The sequence below is a fragment of the Kitasatospora sp. NPDC091207 genome, assembly GCF_044768625.1.
In the GTDB taxonomy this organism is placed as follows: Bacteria; Actinomycetota; Actinomycetes; order Streptomycetales; family Streptomycetaceae; genus Kitasatospora.
The window spans coordinates 1-17,784 of the sequence record NZ_JBIVVS010000033.1; the positions used below are offsets into that span (position 1 = coordinate 1).

The window sequence follows — 17,784 nt, forward strand, 5'->3', positions numbered from 1 at the left end:
GGCGCGTCCGGCGCGTACGGCGGGCACGGTCGTCAAGGACGAGGGCGAGGGCGGCAAGCAGCTCGCCGCGTTCCTCGCCGACCAGAAGTTCATCTAATCCACGCTGTTTGCGCTTCCAACGATCGATCAGGAGCAACGAATCATGGCTGAGATCCTGGTTCTCGTGGACCACGCCGACGGTGTGGTCCGCAAGCCGGCCCTCGAACTGCTGACCCTGGCCCGCCGGATCGGTGAGCCGTCGGCGGTCGTGCTGGGTGCCGGTGCGGCCGCGGCCGGCATCGCGGCGAAGGCCGGCGAGTTCGGTGCGGTGAAGGTGTACGTCGCGGACGGCGCGGAGTTCGCCGACCAGCTGGTCGTGCCGAAGGTCGACGCGCTGGCCCAGATCGCCAAGGCCTCGGAGGCCGCGGCGGTGCTGGTCACCTCGTCCGGTGAGGGCAAGGAGGTCGCCGCCCGCGTCGCGCTGCGGATCGGCTCCGGCATCATCACCGACGCCGTCGACCTGGAGGCCGGTGCCGACGGTCCGGTCGCGACCCAGTCGGTGTTCGCCGCGTCCTTCCAGGTGAAGTCCAAGGTGTCGCACGGCGCCCCGGTCGTCACGGTGAAGCCGAACGCGGTGGCCCCCGAGGCCGCCCCGGCCGCGGGCGCGGTGGAGAACGTCGCCGTCGCCTTCACCGGGAACGCCGCCACCGTCACCTCGCGCACCCCGCGGGTCTCCTCCGGGCGTCCCGAGCTGACCGAGGCCGCGATCGTGGTCTCCGGCGGCCGCGGCGTCGGTGCCGCCGAGGGCTTCGGCGTGGTCGAGGAGCTGGCCGACGCGCTGGGCGCGGCCGTCGGTGCCTCGCGCGCCGCCGTCGACGCCGGCTGGTACCCGCACAGCAACCAGGTCGGCCAGACCGGCAAGCAGGTCTCCCCGCAGCTCTACATCGCGGCGGGCATCTCGGGTGCGATCCAGCACCGGGCCGGCATGCAGACCTCGAAGACCATCGTGGCCGTCAACAAGGACGCCGAGGCCCCGATCTTCGAGCTGGTCGACTACGGCGTGGTCGGCGACCTCTTCGCCGTGCTGCCGCAGCTCACCGGCGAGGTCCAGGCCCGCAGGGGCTGACCGGACGCGGTCGGACAACGCGCGGGGCGTGCCCGGGAGCCATCCCGGGCACGCCCCGCGCGCTGTGCGCGAGGGCGCCCGGGGCGGCGCGGTGCGCCGCCGCGGGCTCTGCGGGTGCCCGGCACCGGGCCCGTAGAGTCGACGCCGGACCGGCGGGTGACACGGCCGGGTGACAGAGCGCCACACCGCGACCAAGGGCGAGGGCAGACGCATGACACTCTTGACGGCACTTCAGGGCGACTTCGGCGACTCCGGCGACGCGCTGCGGATCGACGGGCGGGAGCTCTCCCGCGAGCAGCTGCTCGGCGCGGCGACCGCGGTGGCCGACCGGGTGGCCGGCGCCCCCGCGCTGGCGGTGCTCGCCCGGCCCACCGCCGAAACCGTCGTCGCCGTGGTCGGCGGACTGCTGGCCGGGGTGCCGGTGGTGCCGCTGCCGCCCGACTCCGGGCCCAAGGAGCGCGCGCACATCCTGCGCGACTCGGGTGCCGCGCTGCTCGCGCACGCCGTCGGGGACACGGTGCCGGAGGCCGGCACCGTGTCGGCGCTGCCCGTCGACCTGACGGAACGGTCCGCCACCGGCCACGCCGAGCCCGCGCCGGACGCCACGGCGTTCGTGCTCTACACCTCGGGGACCACCGGCGCGCCGAAGGGGGCGATGATCCGCCGCTCCGCCGTCGCCGCCGACCTGGACGCCCTGGCCGAGGCCTGGCGGTGGACCGCCGACGACACCCTGGCGCACGGTCTGCCGCTCTTCCACGTCCACGGTCTGGTCCTCGGCGTGCTCGGCGCCCTGCGCACCGGCAGCCGGCTCGTGCACACCGGGCGGCCCACGCCGGCCGGCTACGCGGCCGCCGAGGCCAGCCTGTACTTCGGCGTGCCGACGGTCTGGTCCCGGCTGGCCGCCGACCCGGAGGCGGCGGGCCGGCTCTCCTCGGCCCGGCTGCTGGTCTCCGGCAGCGCGCCGCTGCCGGTGCCGGTCTTCGAGAGGCTGGCCGCGCTGACCGGGCACGCCCCGATCGAGCGGTACGGCATGACGGAGTCGCTGATCACCGTGTCCACCCGGGCGGACGGCGAGCGCCGCCCCGGCAGCGTCGGGCTGCCGCTGACGGGCGTGCGGACCAGGCTGGTCGGCGAGGACGGCGGGCCCGTCCCCCACGACGGGGAGAGCGTCGGCGAGCTGCAGGTCGCCGGGCCGACCCTGTTCACCGGCTACCTCAACCGGCCGGACGCCAACGGCGAGGCCTGGACGGCGGACGGCTGGTTCCGCACCGGGGACGTCGCCGTGATCGGCGAGGACGGGTTCCACCGGATCGTCGGCCGTGCCTCGGTGGACCTCATCAAGAGCGGCGGCTACCGGATCGGCGCGGGCGAGGTCGAGGCGGCCCTGCGGGACCACCCGGCGGTCGCGGACGCCGCGGTGGTGGGCGCGCCCGACGAGGACCTCGGCCAGGCGGTGGTCGCCTACGTCGTCCCGGACGGCGCGGTGACGGGGGACCAGCTGACGGCGTTCGTCGCGGAGCGGCTCTCGGTGCACAAGCGGCCCCGGCGGGTGGTGCTGGTGTCCGAACTGCCCAGGAACGCCATGGGAAAGGTGCTGAAGAAGCAGCTGCTGGCGGAGTCGGCACTCGGGTGACGGGCGGTCATCCGGTGACGGTCGCTCATCTCCTCGACCGTCACCCCGCCCGTTCTCCTCACCTTCCGTGAACCCTTCCTTTGGCGCACTCCACTGCGCGCTGTGAGCGGCCGCGTGCCTAACGTGACACGCAGGCAGAACTGAATCCCAGGGTGACAAGCGGCGGCTTCCGGTCGCAGGACCGGGAGCCGCGGCATGTCGGCGGGAACCCCTCTGCCCTCCCGTTCAGTGTTCAGCCGCGGTTCAGCAGCGTCAGCGGTGCTGGGCAGAGCTGAGCCGCGTTCAGCAAAGGAAGACAGCAGGATGACGACCGTCAACACCGGCGCACCGGGTGCAGCCGACGAGCCGACCGGGCAGACCGCCGCCACCACCGACGGGCCGGCGCGCGCCGCCCGACCCTCCCGGGCGGCGCGGGTCCGCCGGGGGATAGGCATGGTGGCCGTGATCGCGGCCGGTGCCGGCGTGATCGGCCTCGGTACCGGCGTGAGCAGCGCGGCCGCCGAGCCGGCGCCGGCCCACGCGGGCTGGGACGGTTCGCGGTACTGGTTCAAGAACAGCCAGGGTCAATGGCGCTGGACCACCCACTACGACGTCTACCAGGCCCGGAGCGGGGGCGGTTCGGCGGCCGCCGCGCCGTCGTCCTCGTCCTCCCCGTCGTCCTCGTCCTCCCCGTCGTCCCCGTCGTCCTCGTCCACGGGGATCACGCAGGGCTGGGACGGTTCGCGGTACTGGTTCAAGAACAGCCAGGGCCAGTGGCGCTGGACCACCCACTACGACGTCTACCAGGCCCGGACGGGTGACGGTTCCGCCGGCGGGTCGTCCTCCGGTTCGTCGTCGGGCTCCTCGTCGGGCTCCTCGTCGGGCTCGGCCGGTTCGTCCGCCGGGTCCGTCGCGTCGGCGGCCGACGGGGACGTCGAGACGGCGGTGCAGTTCGCGCTCGCCCAGCTCGGCAAGCCGTTCCGGACGGCCGGCAACGGGCCGGACGGGTACGACTGCTCGGGCCTGGTGCAGCAGTCGTTCCGGCGCGGCGGCATCGACCTGCCACGGGTGGCCAACGACCAGTACGCCGCGTCCACGCCGGTCCGCGCCAGCCAGCTCCAGCGCGGTGACCTGCTCTTCTGGTCGGACGACGGCAGCGCCCGGGGCATCCACCACGTGGCGATCTATCTGGGCGACAACCAGTACGTGGAGGCCGCCCGGCCCGGGACCAACATCCGCGTCTCGCGGATCAGCAGCGGCTACTACCCGACGCACATGGGCCGCCCCTGAGGCCTGCGCCCGCCGGGGTGACGCCCGGCCGGCTGGACGGCGGTCCTGTCGCCGTCCGGCCGGCCGGGCGCTCGGGGGTTCGGGGCCCGGTGCTCTGCCGGTTCGGCGTTCTGTCGCTTCGGCGGCTCGGCGCTATGGAGCTTCGGCGCCATGGAGCTTTGGGGCTTTGCTGCCTCGGCGCTTCAAGGATTCGGCGCTTCGGGGATTCGGGGATTCACCGCTTCGGGGATTCAGCGCTTTGTCGCTTTGTCGGGGCCGTGGTGGTCGTGGGGCGGGTGGGGGCGCGAGAGGTGTGTAAGGGGGCGCGCGTAAGGTAGGTGGCCGCCGGTTATCAGGGGCGTGCGGACCGGCGTCCGGGCAGGCGCGCGTGCTGTGGTGCGGGGTGCCTGGCCTGGGCACATGCCCCTGTCACACGGCGGGGCCGGCTACGGCGGCCGAGCCCGGTACGGAGGTATGGGGACCGGCGCGGCGGGGGTACCACCTCGGGTGGCGCTGGTTCGGCTGACGGGGGCGCCGCCCGGTGCGAACGGCATCGGGGGAAGTCGAGGGGCAGGGGACGTTGTGATCGTCTGGGTCAATGGCACATTCGGGGCGGGCAAGACGACTGCCTGCCGTGAGTTGGTGGAGCTGCTGCCGGGGAGCACGCTGTTCGACCCCGAGCTCGTCGGGTTCGGGCTGCGGAGCCTTCTGCCGGCCGACCGGCTGGCCGCGGTGTCCGACTTCCAGGACCTCCCGGCCTGGCGCCGGCTCGTCCCGGAGACGGCGGCCGCGCTGCTCGGTGAGGTGCCGGGCCCGCTGGTGGTCCCGATGACGCTGCTCCGGGAGGACTACCGGGACGAGATCTTCGGCTCGCTCGCCTCGAACGGCATCACGGTGCACCACCTCGTCCTGGACCCTGAAGAAACGATCCTGCGTGCGCGGATCGCCGAGCGTGACGAGTGCCCCGGCGATCCCGAGCGCAGCGAGCGCGTCCGGCAGTGGTGCCTCGAGCACCTGCCGCGCTACCGGGCGGCCCGCCGCTGGCTCATCGAGGACGCGCGGATGGTCGACAACGGCGAGCTGACCCCGGGGGAGACCGCCGCCCGGCTCGCCCAGCTGGTCCGGGAGGGCTCGGCCCGCTGCCCGATCGTCCAGACCCCGGACCCGACCGGGGACACGGTGGCCTCCGCCGTCCTGCTCTTCGACGAGCAGGACCGCGTCCTGCTGGTCGACCCGGTCTACAAGCCTGACTGGGAGTTCCCCGGCGGAGTGGTCGAACGCGGCGAGGCGCCGACCGACGCCGCCCTGCGGGAGACCGCCGAGGAGCTGGGCCTGCGCCTCGACCCGGGCGCGCTGCGGCTGCTCGCCGTCGACTGGGAGCCGCGCACCGGTCCGCGTCGCGGCGGCCTGCGGCTGGTCTACGACGGTGGTCTGCTGGACGCCGCCGCCCGGCAGGGCCTGCTGCTCCAGCAGGAGGAGCTGCGCGGTTGGCGCTTCGTCAGCCTGGACGAGGCCGCCGGTCTGCTGCCCCCGGGCCGGTACCGGCGACTCGCCGCCGCCCTGGACGCCCGCCGCAGCGGTGAGTTGCGCTATCTGGAGGCCGGGCGCCGGGCGGGGCTGGGCCTGGCCCGGGCGGCCGACGCGGCGTAGCCGGCCCGGGGGCGGCAGGATGAGGGCATGCCGTTCACACTGAGCCACCCGGCCGCCGTCCTGCCCCTGCTGCGTGCGGCGGGCGCGCGCGGGCCGCTGGTGGCCTCGGCGCTGGTCGCCGGGTCGATGGCGCCCGATGTGCCGTTCTTCCTGGAGTCGCTGCTGCCCGGCGTCTACGGGCAGGGCGGGACGACCCACCGCTGGTGGGCGGTGCCCACCGTGGACGTGGCGATCGCCGGCGTGCTGGTGGCCGGCTGGCACGGGCTGCTGCGCGCTCCGCTGGTGGCCCTGCTCCCCGAGCGGTGGGCGGGCGCCGCCGAGGCGCTGACGGTCCGGCGGGGCGGCGCCGCGAGCGCGGCCCGGTTCGCCGGCTCTGCGGCGCTGGGCGCGGCCACCCACATCGGCTGGGACGCCTTCACCCACGAGGGCCGGCTGGGTGTCCGGCTGCTGCCGGTGCTGGACCGGACGGTCGCCGGGCTGCCGCTGTACACCGTGCTGCAGTACGGCAGTTCGGCACTGGCACTGGCGGCGCTGGCCGGGCACCTGGCGCGGGCGGCCCGCGCGGTGGAGCCGGTCCGGCCGGCCGGGGTGCTCCCGACCGGGGCCCGGCGGGTCGCCGTGGCGGTGCTCGGCGCGGCCACGGCGGCCGGGGTGGCGCACCGGCTCACGCCGCTGCGGCGGAACCTGATCCCGGAGTTCTGCTTCGGGGCCGGTGCGGGCCTCGCGGTCGGCGCGGTCGGGTACGCGCTGGCGCACGCCGCCGCGGCACGGGTGGCGGGCCGCGGCGGGCGCCGGGTACCCGGCCGGCTCCCGGGCTGACGGCGGTACGCGCTTCCGGTGTCACGGCCGGCCGCGCTCCCGGGGTGACGGCGGTACCGACGGCCGTCACCCCGGGAGCGCGGCACCGGGCCGGCGGCCCCGGCCGGACCAGGGGCCGGCTCAGGCGGAGCGCAGCTCCGCGTACCGGCGCAGGAAGAGGGCCTCGGTGAGGGCCATCAGCTCCAGCTCCCGCGGGTCGACGCTCTCGTTGACCGCGTGGATCTGGGTGGTCGGCTCCTCGACGCCGATCAGCACGATCTCGGCCTGCGGGTAGAGCGACTGCAGCGTGTTGCAGAGCGGGATCGAGCCGCCCTCGCCGGAGGCGACCATCGGCGTGCCGAACGCCTCGGCCATCGCCGCGCCCATCGCCTCGTACGCCGGGCCGGAGGTGTCCGCGTTGAACGGCGAACCGACGCCCTGCCGTTCGATCCGGAGCCGGGCACCGGCCGGTGCCTGGGCCTCCAGGTGGGCGATCAGCGCCTCCTGGGCGGCGAGGGCGTCGGTGCCCGGCGGCACCCGCAGGCTCACCAGTGCCTTGGCGGCGGCCTGGACGGAGGAGGTGGCGCCGATCACCGGCGGGGCGTCGATGCCGTGGACGGTGACGGCCGGGCGGGCCCAGAGCCGGTCCGCGACGGTGCCGGTGCCGGTCAGCGCCACACCGTCCAGGACCTTGGCGTCGGTGCGGAACTGCTCCTCGGGGTACTGCACTCCGGGCCAGGTCTGGTCGCTGGTCAGGCCGGCCACCGCGACGTCGCCGTGCTCGTCGTGCAGCGAGGCCAGCATCCGGACCAGGCCCTGCAGGGCGTCCGGGGCGGCGCCGCCGAAGGCCCCCGAGTGCAGGTTGCCGGCCAGGGTGGTGAGCGACACCTCGACCATCGTCATGCCGCGCAGGGTGGCGGTGACGGTGGGCAGGCCGGCGGCGAAGTTGCCGGTGTCGCCGATGACGATGACGTCGGCGGCGAGCAGCTCGGGGTGCGCCTGGGCGTACTGCTCCAGGCCGCCGGTGCCCTGTTCCTCCGAACCCTCGACGATGATCTTCAGGGCGACCGGGTACCCGCCGTCGACCTGGCGCAGCGCCCGCAGGGCCGTCAGGTGCATCAGGATGTTGCCCTTGCAGTCGGCGGCGCCGCGCCCGAACCAGCGGCCGTCACGCTCGGTCAGTTCGAAGGCGGGGCTGAGCCAGGCGGCCTCGTCCAGCGGGGGCTGCACGTCGTAGTGGGAGTAGAGCAGCACGGTCGGCGCGCCCTCGGGGCCGGGCAGTTCGGCGTAGACGGCCTGGGTGCCGTCGGGGGTGTCCAGCAGCTGCACGTCCGTCAGGCCCTCGGCGGCGAAGGCGTCGGCGACCCACCGGGCGGCGCCCCGGCACTCCTCGACCGGGAACTGGCGCGGATCGGCGACGGAGCGGAAGGCGACCAGTTCGGCGAGGTCGGTGCGGGCACGGTCCATCAGGGACCGGACGGCGTCGGCCAGGGGCTGCTGCGGCATCGGGGTGCTCCGGAGGTGGAGTGGTCCGGGTCCGGGGGGTGGCCCGGGCGGACGGCGCTGACAGGGGGATATGTCGATCATAGGCTGAATCGAACGGGCAGTCCGGAGGGTCGTGCGGACGTTCGGGGCGGCGCGACGGACGAGGGCTCCGGGGGACGCATAGGATGGCTCGACGTGACTGACTCCGGAAGCTCCGATTCCCGTAGCCCGCTCGATGCCGAGGCGCCCGGACAGCCGTCCGAGCCGCGGCCCGCCCCGTCACCGGACGGGTCCGACCGGTTCGAAGGCGTCTGGGACGTCGTCGTGGTCGGCGCCGGTCCGGCCGGGGCCTCGGCCGCCCAGGCCGCCGCCGCCCAGGGCCGCCGCGTCCTGCTGCTCGACAAGGCCGAACACCCCCGGTACAAGACCTGTGGCGGCGGCATCATCGGCCCCTCCCGGGACAGCCTGCCGCCGGGCTTCCGGCTGCCGCTGCAGGACCGGGTGCACGCCGTCACCTTCGCGTACGGGGGCCGGTTCACCCGGACCAGGCGTTCGAAGCGGATGCTGTTCGGGCTGGTCAACCGCGACGAGTTCGACCTGCGTCTGGTGCAGGCGGCCAAGCAGGCGGGGGCGGTGCTGGTCACCGGAGTGACCGTCACCGGGGTCGAGCAGCGCGGCGGCGAGCACCGTACGGCCGTCGTCACCGCCGCCGACGGGCGCACCTTCGAGGCGCGGGCGGTGGTCGGGGCGGACGGCAGCGCCAGCCGGATCGGCCGGCACGTCGGGGTCTCCTTCGACCAGATCGACCTCGGGCTGGAGGCGGAGATCCCCGTCCCGGCGGAGGTCGTGGCCGACTGGGCCGGCCGGATCCACCTCGACTGGGGCCCGCTGCCCGGCAGTTACGGCTGGGTGTTCCCGAAGACGGAGTCGAACAGCCTGACCGTCGGCGTCATCTCGGCGCGCGGCGACGGCGAGCGGACCAAGCAGTACCTGGCCGACTACATCCGGCGGCTCGGGCTGGCGGGCTTCCCGCCGAGCGTGGAGTCCGGGCACCTGACCCGGTGCCGGGCCGAGGACTCGCCGCTCTCGCGCGGGCGGGTGCTGGTCGCGGGGGACGCGGCCGGCCTGTTGGAGCCGTGGACCCGCGAGGGCATCTCCTACGCGCTGCGCTCGGGCCGGCTGGCCGGGGAGTGGGCGGTCAAGGTGGCCGAGGCGGGCAACGCGGCCGACGTCCGCCGGGAGGCGCTGAACTACGCGTTCGCCATCAAGGCCGGGCTGGGTGTGGAGATGCGGGCCGGCAAGCTCATGCTGGCCGCCTTCGAGCGCCGGCCGTACCTGTTCCACGCGGCGGTGTGCCTGGTCGCCCCGGCCTGGCGGGCGTTCGCCCGGACCACCCAGGGGCACACCACCTTCGCCCAGGTGCTGCGGCAGTACCGGGCGGCCCGGAAGCTGACCTCGCTGGCCTCGCGGTAGCGGGCGGGGGCTCCCGCGGACGGACGTCGGTCGGTCCGCGGGAGCCCCTTCGGCCGGGGACCCGGGGGCTCGCGGTCACCCTGGGGGTGGGGTCACTCCGGAGGCGGCGTCAGCCCGGAGGCGGGGTCACTCCGGGGCTCACTTCAGCCCCGTGTCGAGCGCCGTGATGAGGGCGCCGTTCGGGGTGTCGCCGGTCATCTCCCAGATCATGGCGCCGAGCAGGTTCTTCGACTTCAGGTAGGTCGTCTTCTGGCCGATCGACCAGGCGTCGTCGAAGGTCCACCACTGTCCGCCCGCGCCGGTGTAGCCGTACGTGGCGATGGACTGGGTGTCGTGGTGGACGGTGAGGTTGGGGAAGGTGGTGATCAGGTTGTTGTACCCGCGGGTGCCGGCCTCCTCGGCGAACTGGCCGGGTGCCGCGCCGGTCGCGCTCTGCCACTCGCCCGCCGCGCCGCCGTCCGCGACGCCCTGCCAGCCGCGCCCGTAGAACGGGAAGCCGATGGTGAGCTTGCGCGGGTTGACCCCGGCGGAGAGGTAGGCCTGGACCGCCGCGTCCACGCTGAAGTGGAACGGGTACGGGTCCTGGTTGTCGGCGTACAGGTTGGCCTGGTGGCCGGCCCGGTTGGGTTCCCAGGAGTTGTCGCTGCCGGCGCCGTGGAAGTCGTAGCCCTGGACGTTGGCGATGTCCAGGTAGTTGAAGATCTTCGACAGGTCCCAGCCCTGGTTGATCTTGACCGGGTCGGCCGGGGTGAAGGCGGTCAGCAGCTTGTGGGAGCCGCCGAGCGCGTCGAGCTGCTTGCGGAACTCGGCGAGCAGCAGGGTCAGGTTGTCCTTGTCGTTGGCGCTGTAGTGGTTGCCGGCGTGGCCGTCGGCCGAGCCGGGCCACTCCCAGTCGAGGTCGATGCCGTCGAAGATCCCGGCCGCCACGCCGTCACCGCCGGCGCCGTTGTAGAGCGGCAGATTGCCCTTGATCCACACGTCGAGGCAGGACGTGACGAACTTCTGCCGGGAGGCGTCGGTCGCGGCCGCGTCCGAGAAGTACTTGGAGTACGTCCAGCCGCCGAGCGAGACGACCACCTTGAGGTTGGGGTACTTGGCCTTGAGCTTCTTCAACTGGTTGAGGTTGCCGCGCAGTTTGCCCCAGCCGTCGTCGGCCACGCCGTCCACGGACTGCGCCGCGCTCATCGGGCGGGCGTAGTCGGCGTCGGCGTCACCCGCGCCGGTGCCCTGGTCGGGGTCCTGCGGGTTCGCCGTGGTGCCCTTGGTGACCCCCGCCAGGCAGGTCAGGTTGACCGGATCGATGTTCTCGAAGGCGTAGTTGATGACGTCGAGCTTGGCCGCGCTGCCCGAGGTGTCGAGGTTCTTGACGAAGTACTGGCGGCCGTAGATGCCCCACTGGGTGAAGTAGCCGACCCGGGCGTACTTGCCGGCCCCGACCAGGTCCGCGGTGGTGACGCCGAGCGGCGCGGAGGCGGGCGAGGCGTTGTCGGCGCCGTCCCGGGCCTTCACCGTGAAGGTGTAACCCGTCGACGGGGACAGCCCGTTGACGGTGGTGGTCAGGGTGGCGCCGGTCACCGTCCGGACCAGCGCGGTGCCCTGGTAGATGTCGTAGGCGGCCACCCGCAGATTGTCGGTGGCGGCGTTCCAGGCCAGCGTCACATCGGTGGAGGTCACCGCCGTGGCGCGCAGGTTGGTGGGCGCGGTGGGCGGGACGGGGTCGGTCGCCGGGTCGAAGGTGGCGGCCGTGACGGGTGCGCTCAGCGGGCCGGTGTTGCCCCGGGTGTCCTTGGCGCGCACGGTCAGGGTGTACGAGGTGGCCGGGGTGAGCCCGGTGACCACGGTGTCGGTGGTGGTGCTCGTGGCCAGCACGGTGGTGCCGTTCAGCACCTCGTAGGAGGCGACCGGGAAGTCCCCGCCGGTGGCGGCCGGCCACTTCAGCGCGAGGCTGTGCGCGGTCGACTCGGTGACCGCCGGGGTGCCGGGCGCGGACGGCAGGACGTCCGAACTCCCGTCGCACTTGTCCCCGTTGATCCGGCAACCGGTCGGTGTGCTGATCGGACCGTTCGCGACGAACCAGAAGCTGTACGGCTCGGTGGTGCCGTGGGCGGGGACGCTCGCGTTGTAGAAGGCGTTGGTGGCGGTGACATGGCGGCCGGTGGTGGTCGCGGTGCCGTTGTAGCTGCTCTGGACGGTCACGCCGGCCGGCAGGTCGAACTCCAGCGTCCAGCCGGACACGGCGGCGGCGTTGTCGTTGTGGACGATGTAGGTGCCCTTCCACCAGGAGCCGTTGTCGGCGGTGGTGAAGGTGGCGGTCAGCTTGCCGGCCGCGTTCGCCGGGGTGGCCAGCGCGGTGAGCGCGGCCAGCGGGAGGAGCAGGGCGGAGAGCAGCGTCAGCAGTCTGCTGCGCGCTCGCGGGCGTCGGGCCCGGGGTGGAGCGGACATGGTTCTCCCTGTGACTGTGGGGGTTGAACAGGGTGACGTAGAACCGTACGGGTGGTGCGTGGTCCACGGTGCGTGGTCCGTGGCGCGTGACCTGTGGTGCGTGCCCGGTGCTGCCGTGGCCTCTGGTGCGTGAACTGTGGTGCGTGAACTGTGGTGCGTGGCCTGTGCTGCCGCGGCCTCCGGTGCGTGGCCGATCGGTGCCCGTGCCGTGGGGGGACGGGGCCATGGGAACTGTAGGGAGGACTGGACCAATGCGTCAACAGGTCTGTACCAATTGGGAGTTGGCGGAGGGCCGCTACCCCCGGCGCGGGTGGCCGGTCAGCTCGTCGCCCAGCGGGCTGCGGCTGTAGAGCACCGAGCGGCCGTGCCGGGCCCGGGTGGCCAGGCCGGTCCGGTGCAGCACCGCCAGGTGCTGGCTGACGGCGCCCGGCGTGACACCCAGGTGGTAGGCCAGCTCGGTGGTGGAGGCCGGTTCGGCGAGCAGCGCCAGCAGCCGGGCCTTCGGCGCGCCCAGCAGCAGCTCCAGTGCGCGCGCGGTGACCGGCGCGGCCGGCCCGGCCAGCCCCGCCCGGCCGCGCGCCGGGTAACTGATCTGCGGCGGAAGGTCGTTGCTGATCATCGTGATCGCGCCGCGGGCGAAGAACGTCGGGACCAGGACCAGCCCGCGCCCGTCCACGGTGATCTCGCCGTCCCAGTCCGTCCAGCGGCGGTTGATCGAGAGCACCCCGTCCGCCCAGTGCAGCCGGTGGTCCAGGTCGGCGAAGAGCGCCGCGGCGCCCTGCTGCGCCAGCACCCGCGCCCGGTACACCAGGTCCGCCTCCAGGACCGCGCGGGCCCGCGGCCACCAGGCCGGGGCCAGACAGACCTCCCAGTACTCCTCCAGCGCGTCGGCGATCCGGGCCAGCAGCCGGGCCGGGTCGGCCAGCCCGGCCGCCAGCGGGGTGGGCAGCGGCCGGCCGTGCGGCAGGAAGGTCTGCTCCAGCTCGGGGCGCAGCCGCTCGGGTGGCAGCGCCCGGACCACCGCCAGCTCGGCACGGATGTCGGGCGCGGGGCCGGCCGGGCGGGGGGTGAGGAAGTCGGGGATCCACCGGTTGGGGGCGACCAGCGAGAGCAGCAGCGTGGAGTCCAGCCGCGCGAAGCTCGGCCGCAGCCGCTCGAAGGCGGCGGACTGCAGTGGGTAGGCGCCCGGATGGGTCCACATCCGCAGGCTGAGCGCGGCCTCCTGGATCGGCGAGCAGGCGAACCAGGTGGTGGCGAGATCGGCGAGATCCAGCCTGAATCGGTGCATCTCTCCCCCGCCTGTCCAGCTGCTTTGAGGCAGAGCCTAAATCAGTACTGCGGGGAGTGGGAACGCGGTGGGATCAGGGCATGAGCACCTCACCGGCGCTGTCCGCCGTGCCTCCGTCCTCCGCCGGCCTGCCCGGCGCGTCCGATCCGCCCGGCCCCGCCGGCCGGCCCGCCGACGGCGAGGCCCCGGGCTCGCGGCTGCTGCACCCCGACCCGATGGTGCGCCGGCTCGCCGGGATCACCCTCGTCAACACCGTCGGCAGCGGGCTCTCGCTCGCCGTCGGGGTGCTCTTCTTCACCCGCGTCCTCGGCCTGAGCGCCGCCCAGCTCGGCTTCGGGCTCACCGCCGCCGGCCTCTGCGGGGTCGCCGCCAGCGTGCCGGCCGGGCGGGCCGCCGACCGCTGGGGTGCGCGGCCGGTGCTGGTGGTGCTGATCGCGGTGAACGCGCTGGGCACCGCCGGCTACGCCCTGGTGCACAGCTATCCGGCCTTCCTGGCGCTGGCGTGCGTGGTGAGCGCCGTCGACCGCGGCGCGGCCGCCGTGCGCAACGCGCTCTACGCCGAAGTGCTGCCCGCGGACCGCCGGGTGGCGGGCCGGGCCTATCTGCGGGTGGTGACGAACGTCGGCATCTGCCTGGGCACGGCGCTCGGCGCCGTCGCACTCCAGGTGGACAGCCGGCCGGCCTATCTGGCGGCGATTCTGGCCGACGCCGCTTCCTACCTGGTGGTCGCCGTGCTGTTCCACCGGCTGGCCGTCCCGGTGGCGGGACGATCGGCGCGGACGAGCGCTGCGGGAGAGGACGGGGCGGCCGCGGCCGGTCCGGACGGGCTGCCCGGCCGGCGGCGCAATCCCGCCCTGCGGGACGGTCCCTTCCTGCTGGTGACGGTGCTGAACGCGCTGCTCTGCCTGCAGTTCGCGATGCTGGAGGTCGGCGTGCCGCTCTGGGTGGTCCAGCACACCGAGGCACCCCGGATCACCGTGGCCGGCACGCTGATCGTCAACACCCTGCTGGTGATCACCCTGCAGGTCCGGGCCACCCGGGGCACCGAGGACCCGGTGACGGCCGCCCGGGTCTGCGGCCGGGCCGGGCTGATCCTGGCCGCCTCCTGTCTGGTGCTCGCGCTCGCCCACGGCCTGCCCGCCACCGTCGCCGCCGTGGTGGTGCTCGCCGGAGTGGCGCTCCAGGCGTTCGGTGAGGTGCTGAGCCAGGCCGGCGGGTGGGCGCTCAGCTACGACCTGGCGGGGGAGCGCGACCACGGCGCCTACCAGGGTGTTTACAACGCCGGGTCGGCCGCCTCGCTGATGATCGGGCCGGCGGTGGTCAGCACCGCCGTGGTCGGGTGGGGACTGTTCGGCTGGGTCGCCCTTGGCGTGCTGCTCGCGGCGGCGGGCCTGGCCATGGGCCCGGCCGTCCGGTGGGCCCGGCGCGGCGGCCGGGCCACCGGAAGGTAGGCAGGTCCGGCCCGGGCCGGCCGGGCGGTCCCGGTCCGGCCGCCGGACCGGTCAGGGCGCGGGGACCACGGCGAGTGCCTCGATCTCGACCAGCACCTCGGGCAGGAACAGCGCGGCGACCTGCATCGCCGAACTCGCGGGCGGCGGTGTGGAGCCGAGGTACTCGTCCCGCGCCTCGCGGACGGCGGGCAGGAACGCGATGTCGGTGACGAAGTAGGTCAGTTTGATCACATCGGCGAAGCCGGCCCCGGCGGCGGCCAGGCAGCGGCTCAGGTTCTCGAACACCTGCCGCGCCTGTGCCTTGGGGTCGCCGGCTCCGACCAATTGCCGCCGCTCGTCGAACGCGACCTGGCCGGAGACGGCCACCAGGCGGCCGGTGCCGGTGACGACCTGGGTGTAGCCGGTGCCGGGAGCGACACCGGGCGGCTCGGCGATGTGGGTGAGGTGCGGGGCTCGGGAGGTCATGGTCACCATCGTGGCTGACGGATGATCACCGCACCAGCGGCTTTCGCGCCGCCGGGGCCCGGCATACGACTCAGCGCACCGCTTCGGGCAGCGCCCGGCCGTACGGCCGGTCCGCCTCCGGGAGGCCGGCGGCCGGTCCGCCGGCCCGCAGCACCACGTCCAGCACCGCCGCCGGGTCGCAGGCGTAACCGCCGCTGGCCCAGGCCGGGTTGGCCTCCACCACCGCCCACCGGCCGCTGTCCAGCGGGCCGACGTCGATCACGACGGCGCTCGGCAGCGTCCCGGCCGAGGCGGCCAGCACGTCCGCGGCGAAGGCCCGCACCTCGGCGCGGTACCGGTCCTCGTCGAGCGGCGCGATGTCCAGATCGCCGTCCACCGCGTAGCGCGAGGCGGTGCGCACCTCGCCGTCCAGCACGAACAGCCGGTACTCGCGGTGGAACCGGACCACCTCGCTCGCCAGGACCGGCGTCTCGTCCTCCAGCGCGTCCGGGCCGGGCAGGCCGGACCCGTCCGGGTAGACCTTGGCCGGGAAGAGCTTGTCGCCCGGTGGCTTGAGGAACATCGGGCGGCGCAGCCGACGGGCCTCGCCCAGCGTGGTGAGGGTCAGCGAGCGGCCGGTCAGCTCCGCCGGCAGCCGGGCCGGCCAGTCGTCCGGCGGCTCCAGCAGGCCGAGGCCGAACGCGCCGCCGACCGCGTCGGCGAACAGCGGGCCGCCGTAGAGGTGCACCGGCGAGCCGATCAGCTCCGCCGGCGCGCGCCAGGTCGTCGCGGTGTGCGCGCGCAGGCCGCGACGGCCGGCGGCGGTGCGCAGCTGGAGGCCGGTGTCGTTGATCCGGGGCGCGAGCAGCAGGACGGCGTCGGTGGTCATGGCGCCGATGCTGCCGTGCCGGCCGGCGGGCCGACCACCGGTTTTCGGCGCGAAGGGCTGACGGGTCTCGCGGCGGGTGGCTCTGGCCGAGCGGTGGGTGGGCATGTCAGAGTCGTCCGGGCGCCGTCCCGATCAGGGCGGACGCGCGCAATCCGACCCACCCTCAGCCGGAAAGCAGGCCCGCACCGATGACCCGCGAAGTGCCTTTCGTCCGTGTCGCCACCACCGATGCCGTCACCACGCTGACCCTCGACTCGCCGCACAACCGCAACGCGCTCTCCACCCGGCTGATGGCCGAGCTGACCGCGGGCCTGGCCGCCGCGGCGGCCGACCCGGAGGTCCGCGCGGTGGTGCTCGGCCACACCGGCAAGGTGTTCTGCGCGGGCGCGGACCTCTCCGAGGCGACCGGCGCGGACCCGACGGTCGGCCCACGCGGGCTGGTGGACCTCCAGCGGGCCATCGTGGACTGCGCGAAGCCGGTGATCGTGGTGATCGACGGGCACGTCCGCGCCGGTGGCCTCGGGCTGGTCGGCGCGGCCGACCTCGCCCTGGCCGGGCCGGCCGCCACCTTCGCGTTCACCGAAGTCCGGCTCGGCCTGGCCCCCGCCGTCATCTCGCTGCCGCTGCGCCCCAAGCTGGACCCGCGCGCGGCCTCCCGCTACTACCTGACCGGCGAGGTCTTCGGCGCCGCCGAAGCCGCCCGGATCGGCCTGATCACCGAGGCGACGGACTCCGCGGAGTCCACCGGCACCGCGCTCAAGGGCCTGCTGGACGGCCTGCGGCTCGGTTCGCCGCAGGGCCTCGCGCAGTCCAAGCGGCTGGCCAACGCCGAGGTGGTGCGCTCCTTCGAGCGGGACGCGGACGAGCTGGTCCGGCTCTCGGCGCGGCTGTTCGGCTCGGAGGAGGCGCAGCAGGGCATGCGGGCGTTCCTGGAGAAGCGGCCCGCGCCCTGGGCGCGCTGAGCCCGGCCGGGTTCGGCCCTAGCGGATGGCGGCCGTCTCCCGCCAGAGGTCCAGCAGGGCCCGGTCGCCGGTGACCTCGACCTGCTCGGCGGGCAGCCGGTTCCAGAGCAGCAGGTAGAGGTCGTGGGCCGGGCCGCCGAGGGTGAGGTCGGCCGGGCCCGCGGCCGCGTCGACCGCGCTGTCACGGCGGACGACGGCGAGCGGCTCCGGGCTGATGGTGAGCAGCCAGGCGTCCGGGCCGTCGGCGGGCACGGCATCGGTGGCCCGGATCAGGACGGTGCGCGGGCGCTCGCTGCGCACCCGGTCGCGGCCGCGGGCCAGGAATCCGCGCAGCAGCTCGTCGATCCCGTCCAGTGCGAGGCCGGCGGCCACCCGGGGGCCCGCCGCCCCGGCGGCCGCGTCGGCGTCGAAACGGTGCACCGCCGTCTCGTGCGCCTGCCGGCGGGCCCAGAACGCCCGCGGGGTCGGTGCGGGCAGGAAGCTCCAGCAGTCCAGATCGGCCGGTGCTGCCGAAAGCGCCTCCACCAGGGCACCGTGGCCCGCGCGGAACCAGTCGACCAGGGCCGCCTCCGAGGGCTCCGGCCCCCAGGCGGCACGCTCGCCGTCGGCGTCCAGCGGGGTCCGGTGCCCGTCCCGCACATAGGCGGTGGCCCAGCGGTGCACCCGGCCGGTGTGCAGCACGAGGTCGCGCAGCTGCCAGTCGGGGCAGGTGGGGACGGGCGCGGTGAGGTCGGTCCGGGCGGCCGCGTCGGCCAGCAGGACGCCCTCGCGGCGCAGCGCGTCGATGTGTTCGGTGATCTCCATGGTCGACGAGTGTCGCAGCACGCGCGGATTTCGGACCCGGCGGGAGGGGTGGCCTCGGCCGGTGTGATGTTGGCCGCCTCCCCGGTGGCGGCATCGGGGTGACCGGTAGCGT

The 17,784-nt window shown here is 74.6% G+C and carries 14 protein-coding genes and 1 pseudogene; 9 read left to right on the forward strand and 6 right to left on the reverse strand.

Annotated elements, in window-relative coordinates:
* The 6 genes and pseudogenes from ACIQTO_RS34085 to ACIQTO_RS34110 all read left to right on the forward strand — a co-directional run.
* Window positions 1-97 (forward strand): annotated as a pseudogene (locus ACIQTO_RS34085) (electron transfer flavoprotein subunit beta); the annotation flags it as partial.
* Between the two features lie 45 nt (window positions 98-142).
* A complete protein-coding gene (locus ACIQTO_RS34090) occupies window positions 143-1,105 on the forward strand; it encodes an electron transfer flavoprotein subunit alpha/FixB family protein (protein ID WP_402396428.1) in 963 nt (320 codons plus the stop codon).
* 211 nt (window positions 1,106-1,316) lie between these two features.
* Window positions 1,317-2,738 carry an acyl-CoA synthetase gene (locus ACIQTO_RS34095; RefSeq protein WP_402396431.1) on the forward strand — a complete coding sequence of 474 codons (1,422 nt, stop codon included), beginning with the start codon at window positions 1,317-1,319 and terminating at the stop codon, window positions 2,736-2,738.
* A 303-nt stretch (window positions 2,739-3,041) separates the two neighbouring features.
* Complete coding sequence (locus ACIQTO_RS34100) at window positions 3,042-4,007, forward strand: C40 family peptidase (RefSeq protein WP_402396433.1); 966 nt, start codon at window positions 3,042-3,044, stop codon at window positions 4,005-4,007.
* A 561-nt stretch (window positions 4,008-4,568) separates the two neighbouring features.
* Window positions 4,569-5,636 carry an NUDIX domain-containing protein gene (locus ACIQTO_RS34105; protein ID WP_402396436.1) on the forward strand — a complete coding sequence of 356 codons (1,068 nt, stop codon included), beginning with the start codon at window positions 4,569-4,571 and terminating at the stop codon, window positions 5,634-5,636.
* Window positions 5,637-5,663: 27 nt separating this feature from the next.
* A complete protein-coding gene (locus tag ACIQTO_RS34110; RefSeq protein WP_402396438.1) occupies window positions 5,664-6,455 on the forward strand; it encodes a DUF4184 family protein in 792 nt (263 codons plus the stop codon).
* Window positions 6,456-6,575: 120 nt separating this feature from the next.
* Here the strand turns inward: ACIQTO_RS34110 and ACIQTO_RS34115 are convergent, their stop codons facing one another.
* A complete protein-coding gene (locus ACIQTO_RS34115) occupies window positions 6,576-7,940 on the reverse strand; it encodes a dipeptidase (RefSeq protein WP_402396440.1) in 1,365 nt (454 codons plus the stop codon).
* A gap of 174 nt (window positions 7,941-8,114) precedes the next feature.
* On the opposite strand from ACIQTO_RS34115, the gene ACIQTO_RS34120 reads away from it, so the two are divergent.
* The gene (locus ACIQTO_RS34120; protein ID WP_402396443.1) at window positions 8,115-9,392 is read left to right on the forward strand and encodes a geranylgeranyl reductase family protein; all 1,278 of its coding nucleotides are present in this window, start codon (window positions 8,115-8,117) and stop codon (window positions 9,390-9,392) included.
* Window positions 9,393-9,530: 138 nt separating this feature from the next.
* Here the strand turns inward: ACIQTO_RS34120 and ACIQTO_RS34125 are convergent, their stop codons facing one another.
* Together ACIQTO_RS34125 and ACIQTO_RS34130 are read right to left on the reverse strand one after the other, a co-directional pair.
* Window positions 9,531-11,834: a glycosyl hydrolase family 18 protein gene (locus tag ACIQTO_RS34125; protein ID WP_402396446.1), complete on the reverse strand. Its 2,304-nt coding sequence runs from the start codon at window positions 11,832-11,834 to the stop codon at window positions 9,531-9,533.
* Between the two features lie 295 nt (window positions 11,835-12,129).
* A complete protein-coding gene (locus ACIQTO_RS34130) occupies window positions 12,130-13,122 on the reverse strand; it encodes an ArsR/SmtB family transcription factor (protein ID WP_402396449.1) in 993 nt (330 codons plus the stop codon).
* Between the two features lie 80 nt (window positions 13,123-13,202).
* Between ACIQTO_RS34130 and ACIQTO_RS34135 the strand changes: the two genes are divergently transcribed.
* Window positions 13,203-14,573: an MFS transporter gene (locus ACIQTO_RS34135; protein WP_402396452.1), complete on the forward strand. Its 1,371-nt coding sequence runs from the start codon at window positions 13,203-13,205 to the stop codon at window positions 14,571-14,573.
* Between the two features lie 51 nt (window positions 14,574-14,624).
* On the opposite strand, the gene ACIQTO_RS34140 is transcribed toward ACIQTO_RS34135, so the two are convergent.
* The gene (locus ACIQTO_RS34140) at window positions 14,625-15,038 is read right to left on the reverse strand and encodes a RidA family protein (RefSeq protein WP_402396454.1); all 414 of its coding nucleotides are present in this window, start codon (window positions 15,036-15,038) and stop codon (window positions 14,625-14,627) included.
* A gap of 70 nt (window positions 15,039-15,108) precedes the next feature.
* On the reverse strand, window positions 15,109-15,906 hold the full coding sequence (locus tag ACIQTO_RS34145; RefSeq protein WP_402396457.1) for an ATP-grasp domain-containing protein: 798 nt from the start codon (window positions 15,904-15,906) through the stop codon (window positions 15,109-15,111).
* 188 nt (window positions 15,907-16,094) lie between these two features.
* On the opposite strand from ACIQTO_RS34145, the gene ACIQTO_RS34150 reads away from it, so the two are divergent.
* Window positions 16,095-16,868, forward strand: coding sequence for an enoyl-CoA hydratase family protein (locus ACIQTO_RS34150; RefSeq protein ID WP_402396460.1), 774 nt, complete (start codon window positions 16,095-16,097; stop codon window positions 16,866-16,868).
* Between the two features lie 18 nt (window positions 16,869-16,886).
* On the opposite strand, the gene ACIQTO_RS34155 is transcribed toward ACIQTO_RS34150, so the two are convergent.
* A complete protein-coding gene (locus tag ACIQTO_RS34155) occupies window positions 16,887-17,672 on the reverse strand; it encodes a maleylpyruvate isomerase family mycothiol-dependent enzyme (protein ID WP_402396463.1) in 786 nt (261 codons plus the stop codon).
* Window positions 17,673-17,784 lie beyond the last annotated feature (112 nt).

Coding starts and splice junctions, on each gene's coding strand:
- ACIQTO_RS34150 (WP_402396460.1), top strand. CDS start 16,095: ATGACCCGCGAAGTGCCTTTCGTCCGTGTCGCCACCACCGATGCCGTC.
- ACIQTO_RS34140 (WP_402396454.1), bottom strand. CDS start 15,038: ATGACCTCCCGAGCCCCGCACCTCACCCACATCGCCGAGCCGCCCGGT.
- ACIQTO_RS34145 (WP_402396457.1), bottom strand. CDS start 15,906: ATGACCACCGACGCCGTCCTGCTGCTCGCGCCCCGGATCAACGACACC.
- ACIQTO_RS34135 (WP_402396452.1), top strand. CDS start 13,203: ATGAGCACCTCACCGGCGCTGTCCGCCGTGCCTCCGTCCTCCGCCGGC.
- ACIQTO_RS34130 (WP_402396449.1), bottom strand. CDS start 13,122: ATGCACCGATTCAGGCTGGATCTCGCCGATCTCGCCACCACCTGGTTC.
- ACIQTO_RS34095 (WP_402396431.1), top strand. CDS start 1,317: ATGACACTCTTGACGGCACTTCAGGGCGACTTCGGCGACTCCGGCGAC.
- ACIQTO_RS34125 (WP_402396446.1), bottom strand. CDS start 11,834: ATGTCCGCTCCACCCCGGGCCCGACGCCCGCGAGCGCGCAGCAGACTG.
- ACIQTO_RS34100 (WP_402396433.1), top strand. CDS start 3,042: ATGACGACCGTCAACACCGGCGCACCGGGTGCAGCCGACGAGCCGACC.
- ACIQTO_RS34155 (WP_402396463.1), bottom strand. CDS start 17,672: ATGGAGATCACCGAACACATCGACGCGCTGCGCCGCGAGGGCGTCCTG.
- ACIQTO_RS34115 (WP_402396440.1), bottom strand. CDS start 7,940: ATGCCGCAGCAGCCCCTGGCCGACGCCGTCCGGTCCCTGATGGACCGT.
- ACIQTO_RS34110 (WP_402396438.1), top strand. CDS start 5,664: ATGCCGTTCACACTGAGCCACCCGGCCGCCGTCCTGCCCCTGCTGCGT.
- ACIQTO_RS34090 (WP_402396428.1), top strand. CDS start 143: ATGGCTGAGATCCTGGTTCTCGTGGACCACGCCGACGGTGTGGTCCGC.